This window comes from Mesorhizobium sp. WSM4810 (assembly GCF_055811235.1).
On record NZ_JBVVQV010000018.1, the window covers coordinates 1 to 16,981 of the forward strand.

The window sequence follows — 16,981 nt, forward strand, 5'->3', positions numbered from 1 at the left end:
ATCCTGCTGGTGCCGAGTGTCGTGGCGCGTCTCGATTGCAATGTGCTGATCAATCCGGCGCATCCGGAGTTTTCAAAAATCCACACAGGCCTGCACCAGCCGGTCTACTGGGACCGGCGGCTGTTTGGCGCGTAACGGGGAGGGACTTTCTCAAGAGGCCTTGGTGAGATTCACCGGTCACGTCGGCGCTGGTATCTGCGAGTCATCGCTCGGCCGAGGCGTGGCCGAGCTGCTTTTGCGTAGCTGGAAGGCTCGGTCCATGGTTTCGACCGCTGTTCTGCCGGCCGCGCAGTGGCTGTCGCTGCGCCTTACTTAGGGTGACCTCACGAGTCTGTTGAAATAAAAAATCACCACGTTACTGTTTGCCCACCAGCTGCCGGAAAGGGAACCGGCGGCGCGCTCAAAGGGGCCAGCTAATCGGCTTCGGGGCGTCAACACTCAAGAGGCGCAGCTGAACGGCCGCCTCGACAGGGAGAACTTCATGCTGAAAAACATGCTGAAGGCGACGGTGTTCGCCACAACCATGGCTTTGGCCGCCGGCACGTTCTACACGCCAGCCTTCGCCGAGGTCGTCTACAACCGCGGCACCGCCGCCGAATCGGAGTCGCTCGACCCGCACAAGACCTCGACAATATACGAAGCCGCTGTATTGCGTGACCTGTTCCAGGGGCTGGTCATGCAAGACCAGAAGGCGAACGTCATTCCGGGCGCCGCCGAAAGCTGGACTGTATCGGACGACGGCACCGTCTACACCTTCAAGCTGCGCAAAGACGGTGTCTGGTCGGATGGTAGCCCGGTCACGGCAGATGACTTCGTCTACGCGTTTCATCGGCTGGAAGATCCGGCCACCGGCGCCGAATATGCTTCGATGCTCTATCCCGTGAAGAACGCCGAGGAGGTGAACACCAAGAAGGCGAAGCCGGAGGAGATGGGCGTCAAGGCAATCGACGCAAATACTCTGGAAGTGACGCTGAAGGCGCCCACGCCCTATTTCCTTGAAATGCTGACCCACCAGGCGACTTATCCGGTCAGCAAGGCGTCCATTGACAAGCTCGGCGCCGATTGGATCAAGCCGGGCAATCTGGTCTCCAACGGCCCCTTTACCCTGGCGGAGTGGGTTCCCAACGACCACATCAAACTGGTCAAGAATCCGAAATTCTGGGATGCTGCGAGCGTCAAGCTCGACGTCGTCAACTACATCCCGACCGAAGATCGTTCGTCGGCGATAAAGCGCTTCGAGGCCGGCGAACTCGACAGCTACGACGACCTCCCGACCGAGCAGCTCGCCGATCTCAAGGCCAAGTTTGGAGATCAGATTCGCGTTGGACCTTACCTCGGCACCTACTATTTTTCGATCAAGACCGACAAGGCTCCGTGGGACAACGTCGAACTGCGCAATGCCATCTCCATGGCAGTCGACCGCGATTTCCTTGCCGAAAAGGTCTGGCAGAACTCAATGCTGCCCGGCTATTCGATGGTGCCTCCGGGCATTGAGGGCTATACGCCGGCAATGGCCAAATACGCGGACATGTCGCAGATCGACCGCGAGGATGAGGCCAAGAAGGTACTCGAGAAGCTTGGCTATACGCCCGAGAAACCGCTGAAGATGGAAATCCGCTACAACACGTCGGAAAACCACAAGAACACTGCAGTCGCCATCCAGGAGCAGTTGAAGCCGCTCGGCGTCGAAATCACGCTGCTCAACACCGACACCAAGACCCACTACTCCTTCCTTGAGCAGAAGGGCGACTACGACGTGGCGCGTGCCGGCTGGATTGCGGATTACAAGGATCCGGAAACCTTCCTCGGCATCTCCCGCAAGGCAAGCGGCAACAACTATTCGAGCTACAACAGCCCGGAATTCGAGAAGGCCATGGACGAGGCGGCCGCCGCCGGCGGCAAGCCCGAAGAGCGGATGAAAGAACTCGCCGAGGCCGAGCGCATCCTCGTCGATGACGTCGGCAACATCCCGCTTCTCTACTATAGTTACAAGGATATCGTTTCTCCGAAGGTTCATGGCTTCGAGGACAACGTCATGGATGTGCATCCGTCCCGCTTCATCTCCAAGGACTGATCCCTTGGCCGGACTGCCGCTCCTTTTACAGCGCCGCGCGTCCTTTGGGGCGCGCACAGGGCGCTGTAACGCGTTGATTTTGCACGTGATCCTCTCCGGACCTTCGGCTCGGGTCATGCGTTAGAGGCGGCGGTCCCGGTTTGCTAGCAAAGCGGGGAACCGATGCTGCGTTACGTATTCCGGCGGCTTCTGACCGCCATTCCGACGCTGTTGGTCATCGTGACCATGGCGTTCTTCCTGATACGCGTCGCGCCTGGCGGCCCGTTCAATCAGGAGCGGGGCCTGAGCCCCGAGATCAAGGCCAATCTCGAAGCGCAGTTCGGTCTCAATGACCCGCTCTGGCTGCAATATGTCCACTATCTCGGCAATCTGCTGCGCGGCAATTTCGGTCCGAGCTACAACATGCCGGATTTCACTGTCGGCGAATTGTTTGCCAGGGGCCTGCCCGTTTCGATCCAGATCGGCGCCTCGGCCCTGATCCTGGCGCTGCTGCTCGGTGGCCTCCTCGGCACCATTGCCGCGCTCAACCAGAACAAGCTTGCCGACTATTCGGTGATCGCTCTGGCGACCGCCGGCAGCACCATTCCGACCTTCGTCATCGCGCCGGTTATCCAGCTTCTGTTCGGTCTGACCTGGAAACTGCTGCCGATCGGCGGCTGGGGCGATGGCGCCCTGCTCAACAAGATCGGCCCTGTGCTGACCCTCGCCCTGCCGCAGATCGCCATCGTCGCCCGCCTGATGCGCGGCTCGATGATCGAATCGTTGCGCTCGCACCACATTCGCACCGCACGTGCGCTCGGCCTGTCGGACTGGTCGGTGGTCGTCAAACATGCGCTGCGCGGTGCCATATTGCCGATCGTCTCCTTCACCGGCCCGGCGGCGGCGGCACTGCTCACCGGCTCGATCATCGTCGAGACGATCTTTTCCATTCCCGGCATCGGCCGCTATTTTGTCGAGGCCGCGCTCAACCGTGACTACACGCTGGTCATGGGCACCGTGGTGGTCATCGCGCTGTTCACCATCGTCTTCAACCTGATCGTCGACGTCATGTATGCCTTCGTCGATCCGAGGGTGCGCTATGACTGACATCGCAGCCACCGCTCCGGCCATCGTCGGCCGTTCCCTGTGGGGCGATGCCTGGGCGCGCCTCAAGGCCAACCGCGCCGCCATGTTCAGCCTGTATTATCTTGCCTTCATCGCGATCCTCAGCGTGTTCGGACCCTCTTTGGTGCCGCATCGATACACCACCATCTACGCCGACTATGTGCGCATGCCGCCGAGCTTGTCGGCCTATCCGAAGCCCGACAAGATAGAAACCGCGCTCAACGAGGCGATCAAGCGCATGCGGGTCGACATCAAGCAGTGGCGGCAGGAAGACAATCGCATCTTCGTCACCGTCACATCGCGCAAGCCGATCGACGACCGCAATGTCCGCTACCTCGACCGTTCCGATGCCTTCGACAACACCAAGATAGAGAGCAAAGCGGCTGACGGCCTTGAAGCGGTGATGAGCGCTTCAATCAGGCAGCAGTATTTCCTGTTCGGCACCGACAATACCGGCCGCGATCTCCTGTCGCGGACGCTCATGGCCGGGCGCATCTCGCTGGCCATCGGCCTGCTCGCCGGGGTCGTTGCGGGCGTCATCGGCGTGCTCTACGGCGCTGCGGCCGGCCTTGCCGGCGGCAGGATAGACGAGGTGATGATGCGCATTGTCGATGTGCTCTATTCGCTGCCGTTCATTTTCTTCGTCATTATGCTGGTGGTGTTCTTTGGTCGGAACTTCGTGCTGATGTTCCTGGCGGTCGGCGCCGTGCTGTGGCTCGACATGGCGCGCATCGTGCGCGGCCAGGCGCTGTCGATCCGGCGGCAGGAATATGTCCAGGCGGCGGAGGCGATGGGCATAGGCCAGCGCGGCATTCTGATCCGCCACGTCATTCCCAACCTGCTTGGCCCAGTGGTCATCTATATGACGCTGCTGGTGCCGCAAGTCATCATCCTGGAGAGTTTCCTGTCGTTCCTCGGGCTCGGCGTGCAGGAACCGATGACCAGCTGGGGCGTGCTGATCTCGACCGGCGCCAAGAACATCGGCACCGCCAACTGGCTGCTTTTGTTCCCAGCATTTTTCCTTGTCTCGACACTGTTCGCGCTGAATTTCGTCGGCGACGGCCTGCGCGACGCGCTCGACCCGAGGGATCGTTGAGATGGACACCTCCGAAACGATCCTCAGCGTCAAGGACCTTCGCGTCCGCTTCCGCACGCTTGACGGCGTGGTCGAGGCGGTCAAGGGCATCAACATCCACGTCAATGCAGGCGAAACCGTTGCCGTGGTCGGCGAATCCGGTTCCGGCAAAAGCCAGACGATGATGGCGGCGATGAGCCTGCTGGCCTCGAACGGCGAGGCGACCGGCGTCGTCGACTATCGCGGCCGCAACCTTTTGACCCTGAGCAAGTCCGAGCTCAACCAAGTCCGTGGCCGCAAGATCAGCATGATCTTCCAGGAGCCGATGACCTCGCTCGATCCGCTCTATTCGATCGGCAACCAGCTGATCGAACCGATCCGCCGGCATCGTGGCCTTGGCGCGGCGCAAGCACGCGAAGAGGCGCTCAAGCTCTTGCGGCTGGTCCATATTCCCGATCCCGAGCGGCGGATGAAATCCTATCCGCACGAATTGTCGGGTGGCCAGCGACAGCGGGTCATGATCGCCATGGCGCTGGCCAACGACCCCGACATACTGATTGCAGACGAACCGACGACCGCGCTCGACGTGACCATCCAGGCGCAGATTCTCATGCTGCTTGCCGAGCTGCAGCGCAAGCTTGGCATGGCGATCGTCTTCATCACCCACGATCTCGGCATTGTCCGGCGCTTTGCCGACCGCGTCTATGTCATGCGCTACGGCGAAGTCGTCGAGGAGGGCGAGGCGGAAGCGATCTTCGTCAATCCGCAGCATGCCTATACCAAGATGCTGTTGGCCGCCGAGCCGACCGGAACCAAGGCGCCGCCACCGCCAAATGCGCCTGTCCTGCTCGAAGGCAGGAATGTCGAAGTGACCTTCAAGATCGGCGGCGGGTTTCTCGCCGGAGAGCCGCTGATCCTGCGCGCGGTCGACCACATTTCGATACGGCTGAAACGCAACCAGACCATCGGCATCGTAGGCGAATCCGGTTCAGGGAAATCGACGCTCGGCCGAGCCCTGCTGCGGCTCCTGCCAAGCGATGGGCTCATCCGCTTTGGCGATCGCGATATTTCTGCCGCCGACCGCCAGGCCATGCGGCCGCTGCGGCGCGAATTGCAGCTGGTCTTTCAGGACCCGTTCGGTTCGCTGTCGCCGCGCATGACCGTCGGCCAGGTCATCACCGAAGGGCTTCTGGTGCATGAGCCGACCCTGTCGGGCAGGCAACGCGACCTCCGCGCCGTCGAGGCCTTGCGTGAGGTCGGGCTCGACCCGAATGCGCGCAATCGCTACCCGCACGAATTCTCCGGCGGCCAGCGCCAGCGCATCGCCATCGCGCGGGCGATGATCCTCAAGCCCAAGGTGGTCGTCCTCGACGAGCCGACGTCGGCGCTCGACCGCTCCGTCCAGAAGCAGATCGTCGAATTGCTGCGCAAGCTGCAGGCCGACCATGAACTGTCCTACCTGTTCATCAGCCACGATCTCGCCGTCGTGCGTGCCATGGCCGACTACATCATCGTCATGAAGCAGGGCAAGATCGTCGAGGAAGGGCCGACCGAGGCGATCTTCAGCAATCCGCAGGCACTCTACACGCAGACGCTGATGGCCGCGGCCATTGACGTCACACGGTTTCGCTTGAGTGCATAGCGCGACCGGTCAGGACTGCAGCGGATAGTGATTGAAAGGTCCCGAGGCGAATAGACCGTCGTCTGCAGCCACGGCTGCTATGGCTTCGATCTCGATCATCGCCTCGGGCGTTTAGAGCGCTATCATCTCGACGATCGTCTCCGCCGACAGGGCTTGAAAAAACTGCTTCCGGCGGAGTTCAGCGACCTCCTTGAACTTGCTCATGTCCTGCGCTGGATTCAACATAACGCCCGAAGTTGTCCAGGATCGCCTGCCAGCCGTCACGCTGCATCTCGATGGAGTTCTGCGTCTCGGCATCGAATATGGTCGTCACCTTCGTACCGTTGCCTGCGGCTTCGAAGGTCGTACGCGCCTTGCGCCCGTCGCTCATGGCGAATGCGATCGCCTTGTACGGCTCGACCTCTTCGTACACCGCCTCGAAATCGAAGCCGAAACTGCCGTCCTTGGCTTCCATGCGCGCCGTGTAGCCGCCGCCCACCTTTAGATCGGCTTCCGCGCTTGGGCAGCACCAGTCGTCGGAAGCGAAGTTCCACCGCGTGATATCGCCGGGCGTCGTGTAGGCCTCCCAGACGCGTTCGATCGGCGCGGCGATCGTGGTGGCAATGGTGATCTGCTGGTTGGTCATTTGGTTTCCTTGTTGTCGCAGTCGGACGAGATCACGCAGACGGTTTATTGCGTGATTTCGGGCTCGACGAGGTGAGCAAGCTTGCGCAGCGACTCTTGCCAACCGAGATAACATGCCTCGACGGGGATCAGATCGGGCACGTTCTCCTGAACCACCGTCATCTCCGTTCCGACTGAAACGGCCGTCAGCGTGACGGTCACTTTCATCTCGCCCGGAAGGTTCGGATCATCGAACACGTCGCTGTAGACGAGCGTCTCGCCGGGGACGAGTTTCAGATAGGTGCCGCCGAAGGAATGGCTGTGCCCGGTCGTGAAGTTTCGAAACGACATTCTGTGCTTGCCGCCTTCCTTCGCCTCAAGCTCATGCACAGTACAGGTAAAACCGAAGGGCGGGAGCCAACTCGCGACCGCGTCAGGTTCCAGAAATGCGCGGTAGACCTTTTCGGGCTTGGTGGCGAGAACCCGGTGCAGTTTAACGGTGTTGGGCATGATCATCTCCATTCGTTGAGTTCACCAGGGCGTCGTTGCCGTGGATCGGGTTAGCCTGCTGCTGCGGCTTCCAGCGCCGCGATATCGATTTTCTTCATCGTCATCATCGCCTCCATCGCGCGCTTGGCCTTGGCGCGGTCGGGACTGGTCGTCAGTTCCATCAGCCGCTTCGGCGTGATCTGCCAGGAGAAGCCCCACCGGTCCTTGCACCATCCGCAGGCGCTCTCGCTGCCGCCGTTTCCAACGATCGCCTTCCAGTAGCGGTCGGTCTCTTCCTGATCTTCGGTCAGCACCATCAGGCTGACGGATTCGTTCGCCTTGAAATTCGGGCCGCCGTTCAGGCCTAGAAAAGACTGGCCGAGCACTGTGAACTCGACCGTCAGTTCATTGCCTTCCTTGCCGCCGGGATAGTCCGACGCGGCCGCATTCAGCCGATCCACATGGCTGTCGGGAAAGGTGGCGGCATAGAACTCTGCCGCCTTGCGCGCTTCGCCGTGGTCGAACCACAGGCAGGTCACGAGTTTCGTCATTTTTAATCTCCTCGGTTCTTGGGTGGTATTTGTTCGTGCCGCGACTATCAGACCTCAGTCGAACCAGCCCTTGGGCGGCTCGCCGGCCTGAACGGGACCGATGAACGCCATCATAAGGTCGGCCTGGATTACATCGACCGCATATGTGTTCGATGATCTAAACTCGCTCACGGGTCTTTCACCTGGTTTCGTTGCTTCGTGTCCACAGGACGAACAAGTGGTGCGCCTCCCGACAGCCAACCTGTTGTTTTTTTGCCACGCGGCAAGGCCCACCTAACCCGAGTCGATCCATCCAACCGCCGGCTGGTAAGAGCGGGTCGGCGTAGGGCCGGGCCGTTTGCTTCAGCACCGGTTGTCCATATCACGAGGCGTTCGTGGAGAAGGCGCTTGAGGTCCTCGTTGATGCCCGCAGTTTTCGCGGAAACAAACAACAACCTAAAGCGCGCCGCATGAGGCCGGTCAAACGCGACGCGCTTTAGTCGCCCGCCGTCGTTGAAGGTGCTGGTGCACGCTGATCGGCTGCATCGCCTTCGCGGGCAGGCCGGTTCACGGCAAGCACCGACAATTCATGCCGGCGCCCATCTCGCGCGGTCCACATGATCGACTGTCCGGCCGAGAGGCCGATCAGGGCCGTGCCGATCGGCGTAAGGATTGAAACCTTGCCTTCGGAGATGTCCGCATCGCCAGGAAAAACCAGCGTCACCGTTTTCGCATCACCGGTATCGGGCTTGAACGTCACCATCGAACCCATCTGGACGGCGCCCGCGGACATCAAACCATCGGAAACGATGCGCGCTCGCTCGAGTTCGGCGAGCAGGTCATCGGAAGCCTGCGGATTTCGTGCGGCCACGGTGCTCGCAAGCGCCGATAAACGCGCATGGTCCGATTTCGAGATGCGGATGGTCGGCTTGCGCCGCGCCTTGATGTTATCTTGCATTTTCGAATACTCGTATTCTCAGTTGAGCGGGCTGCCTCAAGCATGGTTTAACGGGCCAATTCGAGGCAGATCTTGCTCAAAACCGATGCCCCAGAGCCGGTGCTGGCCTGCCTACGTTCGATGTCGATTTTATGTGCTTGCCCCGCGGCCCGGGGCACATGGCAGCCGAGCCGGGGGTTACGATCCCGCGATGGGGCAAACCCGGAAAAGAAAATCGCGACGGGTCTTTTTTGTGGCGTTCATATAACCGTAGTTGGTGCCGAGATCGGGGAAGTCAAGACGACCCTGTAGCAAGGCGCGGTGATGCCAAGCCGGAACAATTCGACAGCCGGTGAGTTTCCACGATGAAGGGCGATCTGTTTCGGAGGAAACTGCGATGAAACGCGTCCTTGCCCAAAACGTTGTACGGCTGATGCTGGGCGGCGTAACCGCCGGCTTGCTCACGGTCGTCGAGATTCCCAGCCCGGTGGCGCCATTGTCGCTTGTGTCCGAGGCGAGGGCTGCCACCGACGTTTCCGTTTCGATCAGCACATTTTACGATGAACTGTCTTCCCATGGTGATTGGGTTTCGTACCGGGGAGCGACCGTTTTCGTCCCGGTTGATGTACCTGACGATTGGCGTCCATATACCATTGGGCATTGGGTCTATACCGAGCAGTATGGCTGGCTCTGGGTGTCCGACGAGCCGTTCGGGTGGGCGACCTACCATTACGGCCGCTGGGGCTATGCCGACGACATCGGCTGGTACTGGGTTCCCGGCACTCGTTGGGCGCCAGCATGGGTGAGTTGGCGGCGCGAAAGGGAGCACGTCATCTGGGCTCCGCTGCCGCCGCGCCGCGATCCCGATTTGATTTCGATCGAGGTGACCATCGACACCACGCCGGATTTTTACTGGGTAGTGGTCCCCACCCGCGAATTCCTTGCTGACGACATTTCTGTCGTCGTTATCCGTGATGAGCCGGAGTTTGTGCGCATTGTCGAGGCGGCCGAGCCGGCCGGCGACGTGACGATCCAGAACACCGTGGTGATCAACAAAGTCATTGATGTCGATGTGATCGAGAAGGAGACGAACCAGCAGGTGACTGTCGTCGAGGTCAGCGAGACCGAGACGCCCGAGCAGGCCGGCAAATTGGAAAACAATACCGTCACGGTCTTTGAAGGTGAGGTGAAAGCCGATCCCGATGCCAAACCAGCTGAGCTCAAAGACATCGAGGAGGTGAGGCAGGTTCAGGCCGGCCGGAAATCGAAGCCGACCGAAGGCGCAGCAGCGACCGAACAGGCGCCGGCGACCGGCGAACAGGTTGAGCCGGAAGAAACCGCCAAGCCTGAGAAGTCGACGACCGAGCAGCAACCGGCCGTCGAACAGCAGCAGACCGAGCCGGAACAGGCGGCCAAGCCTGAGAAACCGAAGACCAAGGAGCAGCCCGCTGCCGAGCAGCAGGCCGAGCCGGAACAGGCGGCCAAGCCTGAGAAGCGGAAGGCCAAGGAGCAGCCTGCCGCCGAGCAGCAGCAGACCGAGCCGGAACAGGCTGCCAAGCCTGAGAAGCGGAAGACCGAGGAGCAGCCGGCCGCCGAGCAGCAGCAGGCCGAGCCGGAACAGGCGGCCAAGCCTGAGAAGCCGAAGGCCGAGGAGCAGCCCGCCGCCGAGCAGCAGCAGGCCGAGCCTGAGCAGGCGGCCAAGCCCAAACCACAGAAGCAAGAAAACAAAGCGTGCGATCCGCAAACTGGAGCGAACTGCTAGGTGTGCGGGTACAGACTACGGCACCGCGGTCGTTCCACCGCGGTGCCCGTTGAACGGCAACGCCCGCCACGTCGCTCGCAGTGGTTGATCCCGGTTGCTTCAGGCGACCCACGATCTGAGCGCCTACCTCGGCCTTGTGCCGCGCTGCTTCCAGTGTCTTTGAGGACAGTGCCTGAGCTCAAGCCTTGTCGTTCAACGCCGTTTGCCGTGACCGCTGGTGAGATTGCTGCCACGAGGCCGGGTTTGAACTGGCGTGTTGTTGCGGTTTTCGTCGGTGAGTTTGCGCCAGCGAGCAAGGCGCTCGGGAGCCAGCGTACCAGCGGCCAAAGCTGCTTGTACCGCACAGCCCGGTTCATGAGCATGAGTGCAGTCGCGGAACCTGCAGAGCGGGGCAAGCTCGGTAATCTCGGCGAACAGCGTGTCGATGCCGTAAGCCACATCGCTAACCTGCAGCGTTCGCATTCCTGGCGTATCGATCACCCACCCGCCACCTGCAATGGGGTGCAGAGATCGCGAAGTGGTGGTGTGGCGTCCTTTGGCATCGTGTTCGCGAACGTCTCCGGTCTGTTGAGGCAATTGCTGCGCTGATCCGACCAGCGTGTTCACCAGAGTCGATTTGCCCACGCCGGAGGAACCGACCAGTGCAACTGTTTGTCCAGCGCCGCACCAGGCGGCTAAGGCGATTGCGGCATCAGCCGTGCGGGGGTTCAACGTCACTACGATCAGCCCCCGCTGTAGTGCGGCGGCTTGCTTTTCGTACTCCCGGGCGTCAGCCACGGTATCGGCCTTGGTCAGCAGGATCACTGGATTTGTTCCGGCCTCGTTCGCCAGCGCCAGATAGCGCTCTAGCCGAGCGGGGTTGAAATCAGCATTGCATGAGGTGACGATAAACAACGTGTCGACGTTGGCTGCGGCAAGCTGCGGCACCTTGGTGCCCGTGCGGCGTTCCAGCACTGCCTTGCGCGTCAGGCGGCGGTGCAGCAGGTGGGCATGGGGATCGGCAAGGACCCAGTCGCCAACGGCGTAATCGCCAGTATTCGTATGCGTCGGCAGCGTCAGATCCATTTGCCCTGTTTGAGATATGCCGGTCAGGCGATCACGGTGCACCGTTGCAATACGCATTGGGACGAGGTTTGCCTCATGCGGACCCAACTGATCGCCGAAAAAATCCGTCCATCCCAGGCTCGCGAGGGACATTGATCGAGTGGCGGCGGAGTGATCCGTCATGGCTTTGGCCAAAGGCACGGCGTCGCAGACATCGGACAGTATCCTTGGCAAAATGAGGTGAGCGCGAAAAACAGCCACTCAGGGATGGGCGCGATTGTTCGCGCCGTTGTATGGGCGGCATTGGCAAGATTTGGCAATGCTCGTCATCCGCCGCTCTATAACTCTCGACAACACTGCCTTGCAGCTCCCGCTCGCTCATCACGCCAGTCCCGACCTGCAATCTCCTGTGCTGTCGAACGCGAGAGATCGGCAAACATAAGCAGGAGCGAGATTCCTACTTTGCCAGACCAGGACATTTTAACTTAGCCGCTACAGGTCAAAGTTGCATAAAATGCGGATCGGAACTTGGGTCGCCCGGTAGTCTAAATGTTCCCCAGATCGAAACGTGCCGAGCCTTCATTGGTCGGGGTGATTTCTGGCGACGTCGCCGCCCGCCGTAAGCCATCTTGCGTCGAACCAGCGGTCCGCCGGCCCGTCATAGGGCAGGCGCGTGACATCCCAGTGGCTAACGAAGCGCGCGTAGGCTTCCCACACCGGTGGACCGCCACCGATGAAGACGACGCGGCCCGCAAAGCGCTGGAGCGTGTCCTCCGGATCCATGCTGGAGCGAACGACGACAAGTTCCCGATCCGCGCGAGCAAAATCGGGAACGCTCGCGATCGTCTTGGGACCGGCGAGCAAGACGTGCCCTCTGGTGAGGTCGAAAAATCGCGCAACGTCAGCGACAAACTCCGGCGATCGGTTGCCTTCCCAGGGAAGGCCCCCTTTGAGGCCGAGCTGTCCCGCTTGGCCGATGGCACAGACAACTCTAACGACAGTCTTCTTCATGACTACTCCACCGATAGTCGGTCTAATCGCATTCGCAACGTTTGCACGTCATGCGGCGCCACGTGCTTTCGTAAGATGACCCAAACAGCCTCGAACACCGCACCCTTACTCCGCTGCGGTTGGCTGGTCCACCGTCTCGTTGAGGAGGTGGTTTTGAGTGATGGTCGTCGGCGGCCGGACTATGGAATTGGCGCATTCAGGACGTGCGTCGGTTATTTCGGAATCCTCTAATTCAGCGCCGCAGTTTCGAGGACCTGTGCCTTGCCTTGCTTGACAGAGGACTTCTCGCGACCGCAATGTCTCGTGATGCAGACGATTATTTGGAATAGAATTGCGCGTGGTGCGGCCGCCGGGGCAATCGTCCTGATGATTGGCACAAATGTGCCCGGGTCGGCGCGTGCCGACGGCTCACTCCTTCTCACAAGCCCGTCCCAGCCAGGCAATGTCGGCGACGCGATGCTGGCAGCCGCCAATTATCATGATTCCGGCGACTATGATCGCGACCTTGCGGCAGTGGCGAAGCAGGCAGGCGATTGGGTCGTCAAGCGCGCTATGGAGGTGCCTCGCCCCGCGCTGGTGCTCGATATCGACGAGACGGCTTTGGCCAACTGGGAGGTGATCACACGCGACAACTTCGGCCGTCCGATCGGGGGCGCCTGCGACATCGCAATCGACGGTCCCTGTGGCTGGGCCGCCTGGGACCAACTCGCGAAGGATCCGGCCATCGACCCTGTGCTGGAGGTCTTCCGGCAGGCGCGAACGGCGAAAGTCGCAGTATTCTTCATCACCGGACGTCCGGAGGACCAGCGTCAGGCGACCAAACAGAACCTGCAATCGGCGGGCTATGCCGGCTATGAGCAACTTTACATGGTCCAGCCTGGAGCCAAATATGCTTCCGCTGCAGATTTCAAGGCACCCATAAGAGCCGAAATCGAAAAGGCCGGCTACACGATAATTGCCAATATCGGTGACCAGCCATCCGACCTGTTCGGGGGGCATGCCGAGAAGCTGTTCCTGCTGCCGAATCCGTTCTACAGGGTTCGCTGACGGCCTGTATTGCGCAAGCCCGGACGCTAGGCTGCTTGCCGTGCAACGATCTGCGCTGCCCAACGAAATGCATACAATCCTCGGAGCATCACTGGGGAAAAACCAGAGTTGGCGCATTGTGCCGTTTCGGAAGGCAGCAGATAATCGGCGATTAGATCGATAGGCGGGCTGCATTATCTCTGGTCCCTTCCGGGCTTGAACAGCACAGAGCCGATTCACAGAATTTTGCCGAAGCAGAAGTTTCGGCGGATGCCTCGAAGGCAAATCATCGACTTCAAAGGGCAGGGCGCCGGCGATGCCTCCTCCAGCTTCAACGGCCTTAGACGTTCTGGCTAATACTAGGCCGATCCCGCAGTCGTCATCTAATCGCTTTGTCCCATCCCGCACCCGAAGGACGCGTTGGCTGAGTTCCGCCGCGTACTGAAGCTCGGCGGCTGGTGTTCATGGAGCATGGCGGCGGGGAAACGCCGCTCGAGCACACTGCAAAGGCGTCTTGACGGACTGTGGGGCTGGCTCCCGGTGCTGCCATCTGACGCGCGAGCGAGCGTGGCTGATCACGGGCGCCGGTTTCACCATTCATCACCAGGACCCGTGCGACTCTGGCAGCTCGGAATTCACACTTCGTGGGAAGCGCTCCCCGCCGCTGAAACAAACGAAACACTTCGAGTTCGGCGCGGAAAAACCCCTGAAACAGCGATGGTTTAAATCCAACGGCACCGCTGCACCCCGCGGCGCCAATCAATGGAGTATTGCGATGTCGAGAATGCGAACAGCTTACCGCTCATTTCGGAATTACCGGATTCACCGCATGGCGGAACGGACCCTTGCGGCAATGGACGATGCCCTCCTGAAGGACATCGGGATCAGCCGGTCCGAGATTGGCTTGGTGGTCCGCGGCTTGCAGCGCGGCCAAGAAGACAAGGCGGGCTGAACCATGAAGCTTTCATTTAGGCTCCCGCTACTGGCCTGTGCGAGCGCGGCCGCCCTTCTGGCGGCGCCCGCCGCGAATGCCCATGAAACGGGCGTTCCGCACCGCCAGGCCAAGGCGGCGGTTGCAGAGGATTCGACAAGCGTCCCGCTAGTCGAAAACCTCGGCAGTCATTCCTACCCTGTCACCACCGCCAACCCGCTGGCGCAGGCCTATTTCAATCAGGGCCTGCGCTGGGCGTGGGCATTCAACCACGCCGAAGCGCAACGCGCTTTCAGGGTCGCGCAGAAGCTGGACCCGACCTGCGCCATGTGTTTCTGGGGCGAGGCCTACGTGCTCGGCCCCAACATCAACGCCGGCATGGGCCAGGAGGCGGCAGCGAATGCTGCCGAAGCCGTCGCGCAGGCGCGCAAGCTAGCGCACCTCGCCTCCAGCCGGGAAAAGGATCTTATCGCCGCGCTCTCCAAGCGCTACAGCGCCGATACTTCGGCCGATCAGGGTGCCCTGAACCAGGCCTATGCCGCGGCGATGGCGGAACTGGCAGACCGCCACCCGCAGGACGACGAGATCGCCACGCTCTACGCTGACGCGCTTATGAACCTGATGCCGTGGGACTACTGGCTTGACGGCGGGGCAACGCCAAAGCCGGACACGGCCAAGCTTGTGGCCTCGTTGGAGCGGGTGCTGGCGCGCAATCCGGATCATGCCGGTGCGATCCATCTCTATATCCATGCCGTCGAAGCATCCACGACGCCGGAAAGGGCCGAAGCTCATGCCGACCGGCTTGCCGCCCTCATGCCCGGCGCCGGACACATCGTGCACATGCCAGCGCACATCTATCACCAGGTCGGCCGGTGGATCGACAGCCTGGAGATCAACCGCGAGGCGGTGGCAGCGGACGAGGCCTATTTCGAGCGCGTCGGCATAGCGCCGGAGAGCACGCCCGGTGTCTACACGGACGGCTATTATCCGCACAACCTGCATTTCCTGATGACCTCCGCACAGATGGCGGGCGACGTCGAGGCAATCGCCGAGGCGGCCAAAAAGCTCGAATCGCTGGTCTCCAATACCACGGCCAGCAAGGTGGCCGGGCTGCAGCCGATCAAGGCGGCGACCTATTTTGCCCACGCCCAGTATAGCGATCCCGAGGCCATACTCGCGCTGCCGCTGCCGGCAAACGCCTTGCCTTATGTCAACGCAACCTGGCGATATGCGCGGGGCGTCGCCTTCGCCGCAAAGGGTGCGAGCGAGGCGGCGCGCGCCGAGACCGCCGCAATCCGCAAGCTCGCTGCCGAGACCGATTTTTCCACGGAAACGGCGGGAGGACTTCCGGCGCCGGATTTGCTGGAATTGAGCGCGCTGATCGTGGAGGCCCGCATTGCCCAGCACCAGGGCAACCTGCGGGAAGCGCGCGATAAGCTTGAGGCGGCGGTCGCGATCGAGGACGGCCTTGCCTATATGGAACCGGCCTACTGGTATTATCCGGTCCGACAGACCCTCGGCGCGGTCTACATGGCCATGGGTGAGCACGAGGTGGCCGCGGCAGCCTTCGCGCACGTCCTGGAACAGACGCCAAACAACGCCTGGGCGTTGTGGGGCCTGCGCGAGGTTTTCCGCAGGACCGGCAGGACAGCGGATGCCGAAGAGATGGATGCGCGCTTCAAGGCCGCCTGGGTGGGAGCGCCGGATTTTCTCGGCATCGAACGGCTCTGACCCGCTCTTAAGGTGCCGGCGTCGTTGTCGGCTCAGGAAACGTGTCGCAGCCTCGCAACCCCGGCTGCGACACGCAATCCCAGGTTGAAAATGACATGCTTGGCCGGTAACTGCGCTCCAGTGCCACACGTCATAGTAGAAACGCACCCGAAGATCAGAGGTTGAGAGGACTACCCGCCTGGAGCCACAAACCGCATAAGCCGCAGGGGCCGAGGCGCTGGTTCAACCAGCCAGTGGCGCGATCAAGCGTAGAGGTAACCCATGCCGCGGATCGTCCTGATCACCTCGGGCTTCGAGGGATCGACCTCGATTTTCTTCCGCAGGCGCGAAACGCGAATGTCGATGCTGCGATCGAAGGGATCCCACCCGCGGTCATGGGCGAGTTCGAGCAGTTGATCGCGGTTGAGTACGCGTCCGCGATGTTCGCTGAATACTTTCAGAAGCCGGAACTCCATCGGGGTGATCGCTATTTCGATTCCCTCGGCATTGTATAATTTGTGTGCGTCCGGGTCGAAGCGGCACTTGCCGAACTGGAGCTGGTGAGGGCCCGGAGTACTCGCTTTCCCCGCAGCGCGTTCGCTCGCCGATGTCCTGCGCAGCACGGCCTTGACCCGCGCCAGCAGCTCCCGCAGGTCGACGGGCTTCGCGACATAGTCGTCGGCGCCAATCTCCAATCCGACAACGCGGTCGACGATTTCCGCCGATCCGGTCAGCATGATAATGGCAACGTCTGAGTGCTCTCGTAGATATCGCGCCAGCGAGAGGCCATCCTCACCTGGCATTCGGATATCCAATATGACCACATCGACGTGCTGGCTCTCAATAAGTTCACGCAGGGCAGGCCCCGCGTTGGCGGGCGTCACGGCATAGCCATGGTGCTCCAGATATTCCGCTACCGTGTAGCGGATATCCGGTTCGTCATCGCAGACCACTACATGTGCGTGCGTCGTCAAGATCGACCACCGAGCAACCAGCCTGATGGATAAGCTGCCTCTAAAGTGACGTGCAAATCAACGGGTCTG

The 16,981-nt window shown here is 61.2% G+C and carries 15 protein-coding genes; 8 read left to right on the plus strand and 7 right to left on the minus strand.

Going from position 1 to position 16,981, the window contains the following annotated elements; translation table 11 throughout:
• Nucleotides 1-481 precede the first annotated feature (481 nt).
• From AC0L3O_RS23250 to AC0L3O_RS23265, 4 genes are all read left to right on the plus strand, one after another.
• Nucleotides 482-2,074 (plus strand): peptide ABC transporter substrate-binding protein, encoded by a 1,593-nt coding sequence (locus tag AC0L3O_RS23250; protein ID WP_473533838.1) that lies wholly within the window; start codon nucleotides 482-484, stop codon nucleotides 2,072-2,074.
• A gap of 162 nt (nucleotides 2,075-2,236) precedes the next feature.
• A complete protein-coding gene (locus AC0L3O_RS23255) occupies nucleotides 2,237-3,160 on the plus strand; it encodes an ABC transporter permease subunit (protein WP_023799733.1) in 924 nt (307 codons plus the stop codon).
• A complete protein-coding gene (locus AC0L3O_RS23260) occupies nucleotides 3,153-4,274 on the plus strand; it encodes an ABC transporter permease (RefSeq protein WP_236388065.1) in 1,122 nt (373 codons plus the stop codon). Before AC0L3O_RS23255 ends, AC0L3O_RS23260 begins: the two co-directional genes overlap by 8 nt.
• Before the next feature lies 1 nt (nucleotide 4,275).
• The gene (locus AC0L3O_RS23265) at nucleotides 4,276-5,895 is read left to right on the plus strand and encodes an ABC transporter ATP-binding protein (protein WP_236388066.1); all 1,620 of its coding nucleotides are present in this window, start codon (nucleotides 4,276-4,278) and stop codon (nucleotides 5,893-5,895) included.
• 178 nt (nucleotides 5,896-6,073) lie between these two features.
• Here AC0L3O_RS23265 and AC0L3O_RS23270 read toward each other — a convergent pair whose 3' ends face one another.
• The 4 genes from AC0L3O_RS23270 to rnk all read right to left on the minus strand — a co-directional run bounded on the left by AC0L3O_RS23270 (nucleotide 6,074) and on the right by rnk (nucleotide 8,475).
• Complete coding sequence (locus AC0L3O_RS23270; RefSeq protein ID WP_236388067.1) at nucleotides 6,074-6,520, minus strand: SRPBCC family protein; 447 nt, start codon at nucleotides 6,518-6,520, stop codon at nucleotides 6,074-6,076.
• Nucleotides 6,521-6,564: 44 nt separating this feature from the next.
• Complete coding sequence (locus AC0L3O_RS23275; protein ID WP_031255154.1) at nucleotides 6,565-7,008, minus strand: SRPBCC family protein; 444 nt, start codon at nucleotides 7,006-7,008, stop codon at nucleotides 6,565-6,567.
• 50 nt (nucleotides 7,009-7,058) lie between these two features.
• A complete protein-coding gene (locus tag AC0L3O_RS23280; protein ID WP_023799726.1) occupies nucleotides 7,059-7,538 on the minus strand; it encodes a VOC family protein in 480 nt (159 codons plus the stop codon).
• A 475-nt stretch (nucleotides 7,539-8,013) separates the two neighbouring features.
• A complete protein-coding gene (gene rnk, locus AC0L3O_RS23285) occupies nucleotides 8,014-8,475 on the minus strand; it encodes a nucleoside diphosphate kinase regulator (RefSeq protein ID WP_236388068.1) in 462 nt (153 codons plus the stop codon).
• Between the two features lie 436 nt (nucleotides 8,476-8,911).
• Between rnk and AC0L3O_RS23290 the strand changes: the two genes are divergently transcribed.
• Nucleotides 8,912-10,216 (plus strand): DUF6600 domain-containing protein, encoded by a 1,305-nt coding sequence (locus tag AC0L3O_RS23290; RefSeq protein ID WP_473533836.1) that lies wholly within the window; start codon nucleotides 8,912-8,914, stop codon nucleotides 10,214-10,216.
• Nucleotides 10,217-10,408: 192 nt separating this feature from the next.
• On the opposite strand, the gene rsgA is transcribed toward AC0L3O_RS23290, so the two are convergent.
• Both rsgA and AC0L3O_RS23300 read right to left on the minus strand, forming a co-directional pair.
• Nucleotides 10,409-11,461, minus strand: a complete 1,053-nt coding sequence (gene rsgA / locus AC0L3O_RS23295; RefSeq protein WP_473533945.1) for a ribosome small subunit-dependent GTPase A — start codon at nucleotides 11,459-11,461, stop codon at nucleotides 10,409-10,411.
• Nucleotides 11,462-11,839: 378 nt separating this feature from the next.
• Complete coding sequence (locus tag AC0L3O_RS23300; RefSeq protein ID WP_128179956.1) at nucleotides 11,840-12,271, minus strand: dihydrofolate reductase family protein; 432 nt, start codon at nucleotides 12,269-12,271, stop codon at nucleotides 11,840-11,842.
• Nucleotides 12,272-12,637: 366 nt separating this feature from the next.
• On the opposite strand from AC0L3O_RS23300, the gene AC0L3O_RS23305 reads away from it, so the two are divergent.
• The 3 genes from AC0L3O_RS23305 (at nucleotide 12,638) to AC0L3O_RS23315 (ending at nucleotide 15,959) form a co-directional block, all read left to right on the plus strand.
• Complete coding sequence (locus AC0L3O_RS23305; protein WP_473533835.1) at nucleotides 12,638-13,318, plus strand: HAD family acid phosphatase; 681 nt, start codon at nucleotides 12,638-12,640, stop codon at nucleotides 13,316-13,318.
• A 763-nt stretch (nucleotides 13,319-14,081) separates the two neighbouring features.
• Nucleotides 14,082-14,249 carry a DUF1127 domain-containing protein gene (locus tag AC0L3O_RS23310; protein WP_128172270.1) on the plus strand — a complete coding sequence of 56 codons (168 nt, stop codon included), beginning with the start codon at nucleotides 14,082-14,084 and terminating at the stop codon, nucleotides 14,247-14,249.
• A gap of 3 nt (nucleotides 14,250-14,252) precedes the next feature.
• Complete coding sequence (locus tag AC0L3O_RS23315; protein WP_287237030.1) at nucleotides 14,253-15,959, plus strand: tetratricopeptide repeat protein; 1,707 nt, start codon at nucleotides 14,253-14,255, stop codon at nucleotides 15,957-15,959.
• A gap of 242 nt (nucleotides 15,960-16,201) precedes the next feature.
• On the opposite strand, the gene AC0L3O_RS23320 is transcribed toward AC0L3O_RS23315, so the two are convergent.
• Nucleotides 16,202-16,912: a response regulator gene (locus AC0L3O_RS23320; RefSeq protein ID WP_031255152.1), complete on the minus strand. Its 711-nt coding sequence runs from the start codon at nucleotides 16,910-16,912 to the stop codon at nucleotides 16,202-16,204.
• Nucleotides 16,913-16,981 lie beyond the last annotated feature (69 nt).

What these genes read in the sequence shown, in the direction of transcription:
- AC0L3O_RS23250 (WP_473533838.1), top strand. Translation starts at nt 482, where the DNA reads ATGCTGAAAAACATGCTGAAGGCGACGGTGTTCGCCACAACCATGGCT.
- AC0L3O_RS23255 (WP_023799733.1), top strand. Translation starts at nt 2,237, where the DNA reads ATGCTGCGTTACGTATTCCGGCGGCTTCTGACCGCCATTCCGACGCTG.
- AC0L3O_RS23260 (WP_236388065.1), top strand. Translation starts at nt 3,153, where the DNA reads ATGACTGACATCGCAGCCACCGCTCCGGCCATCGTCGGCCGTTCCCTG.
- AC0L3O_RS23265 (WP_236388066.1), top strand. Translation starts at nt 4,276, where the DNA reads ATGGACACCTCCGAAACGATCCTCAGCGTCAAGGACCTTCGCGTCCGC.
- AC0L3O_RS23270 (WP_236388067.1), bottom strand. Translation starts at nt 6,520, where the DNA reads ATGACCAACCAGCAGATCACCATTGCCACCACGATCGCCGCGCCGATC.
- AC0L3O_RS23275 (WP_031255154.1), bottom strand. Translation starts at nt 7,008, where the DNA reads ATGCCCAACACCGTTAAACTGCACCGGGTTCTCGCCACCAAGCCCGAA.
- AC0L3O_RS23280 (WP_023799726.1), bottom strand. Translation starts at nt 7,538, where the DNA reads ATGACGAAACTCGTGACCTGCCTGTGGTTCGACCACGGCGAAGCGCGC.
- rnk (WP_236388068.1), bottom strand. Translation starts at nt 8,475, where the DNA reads ATGCAAGATAACATCAAGGCGCGGCGCAAGCCGACCATCCGCATCTCG.
- AC0L3O_RS23300 (WP_128179956.1), bottom strand. Translation starts at nt 12,271, where the DNA reads ATGAAGAAGACTGTCGTTAGAGTTGTCTGTGCCATCGGCCAAGCGGGA.
- AC0L3O_RS23305 (WP_473533835.1), top strand. Translation starts at nt 12,638, where the DNA reads ATGATTGGCACAAATGTGCCCGGGTCGGCGCGTGCCGACGGCTCACTC.
- AC0L3O_RS23310 (WP_128172270.1), top strand. Translation starts at nt 14,082, where the DNA reads ATGCGAACAGCTTACCGCTCATTTCGGAATTACCGGATTCACCGCATG.
- AC0L3O_RS23315 (WP_287237030.1), top strand. Translation starts at nt 14,253, where the DNA reads ATGAAGCTTTCATTTAGGCTCCCGCTACTGGCCTGTGCGAGCGCGGCC.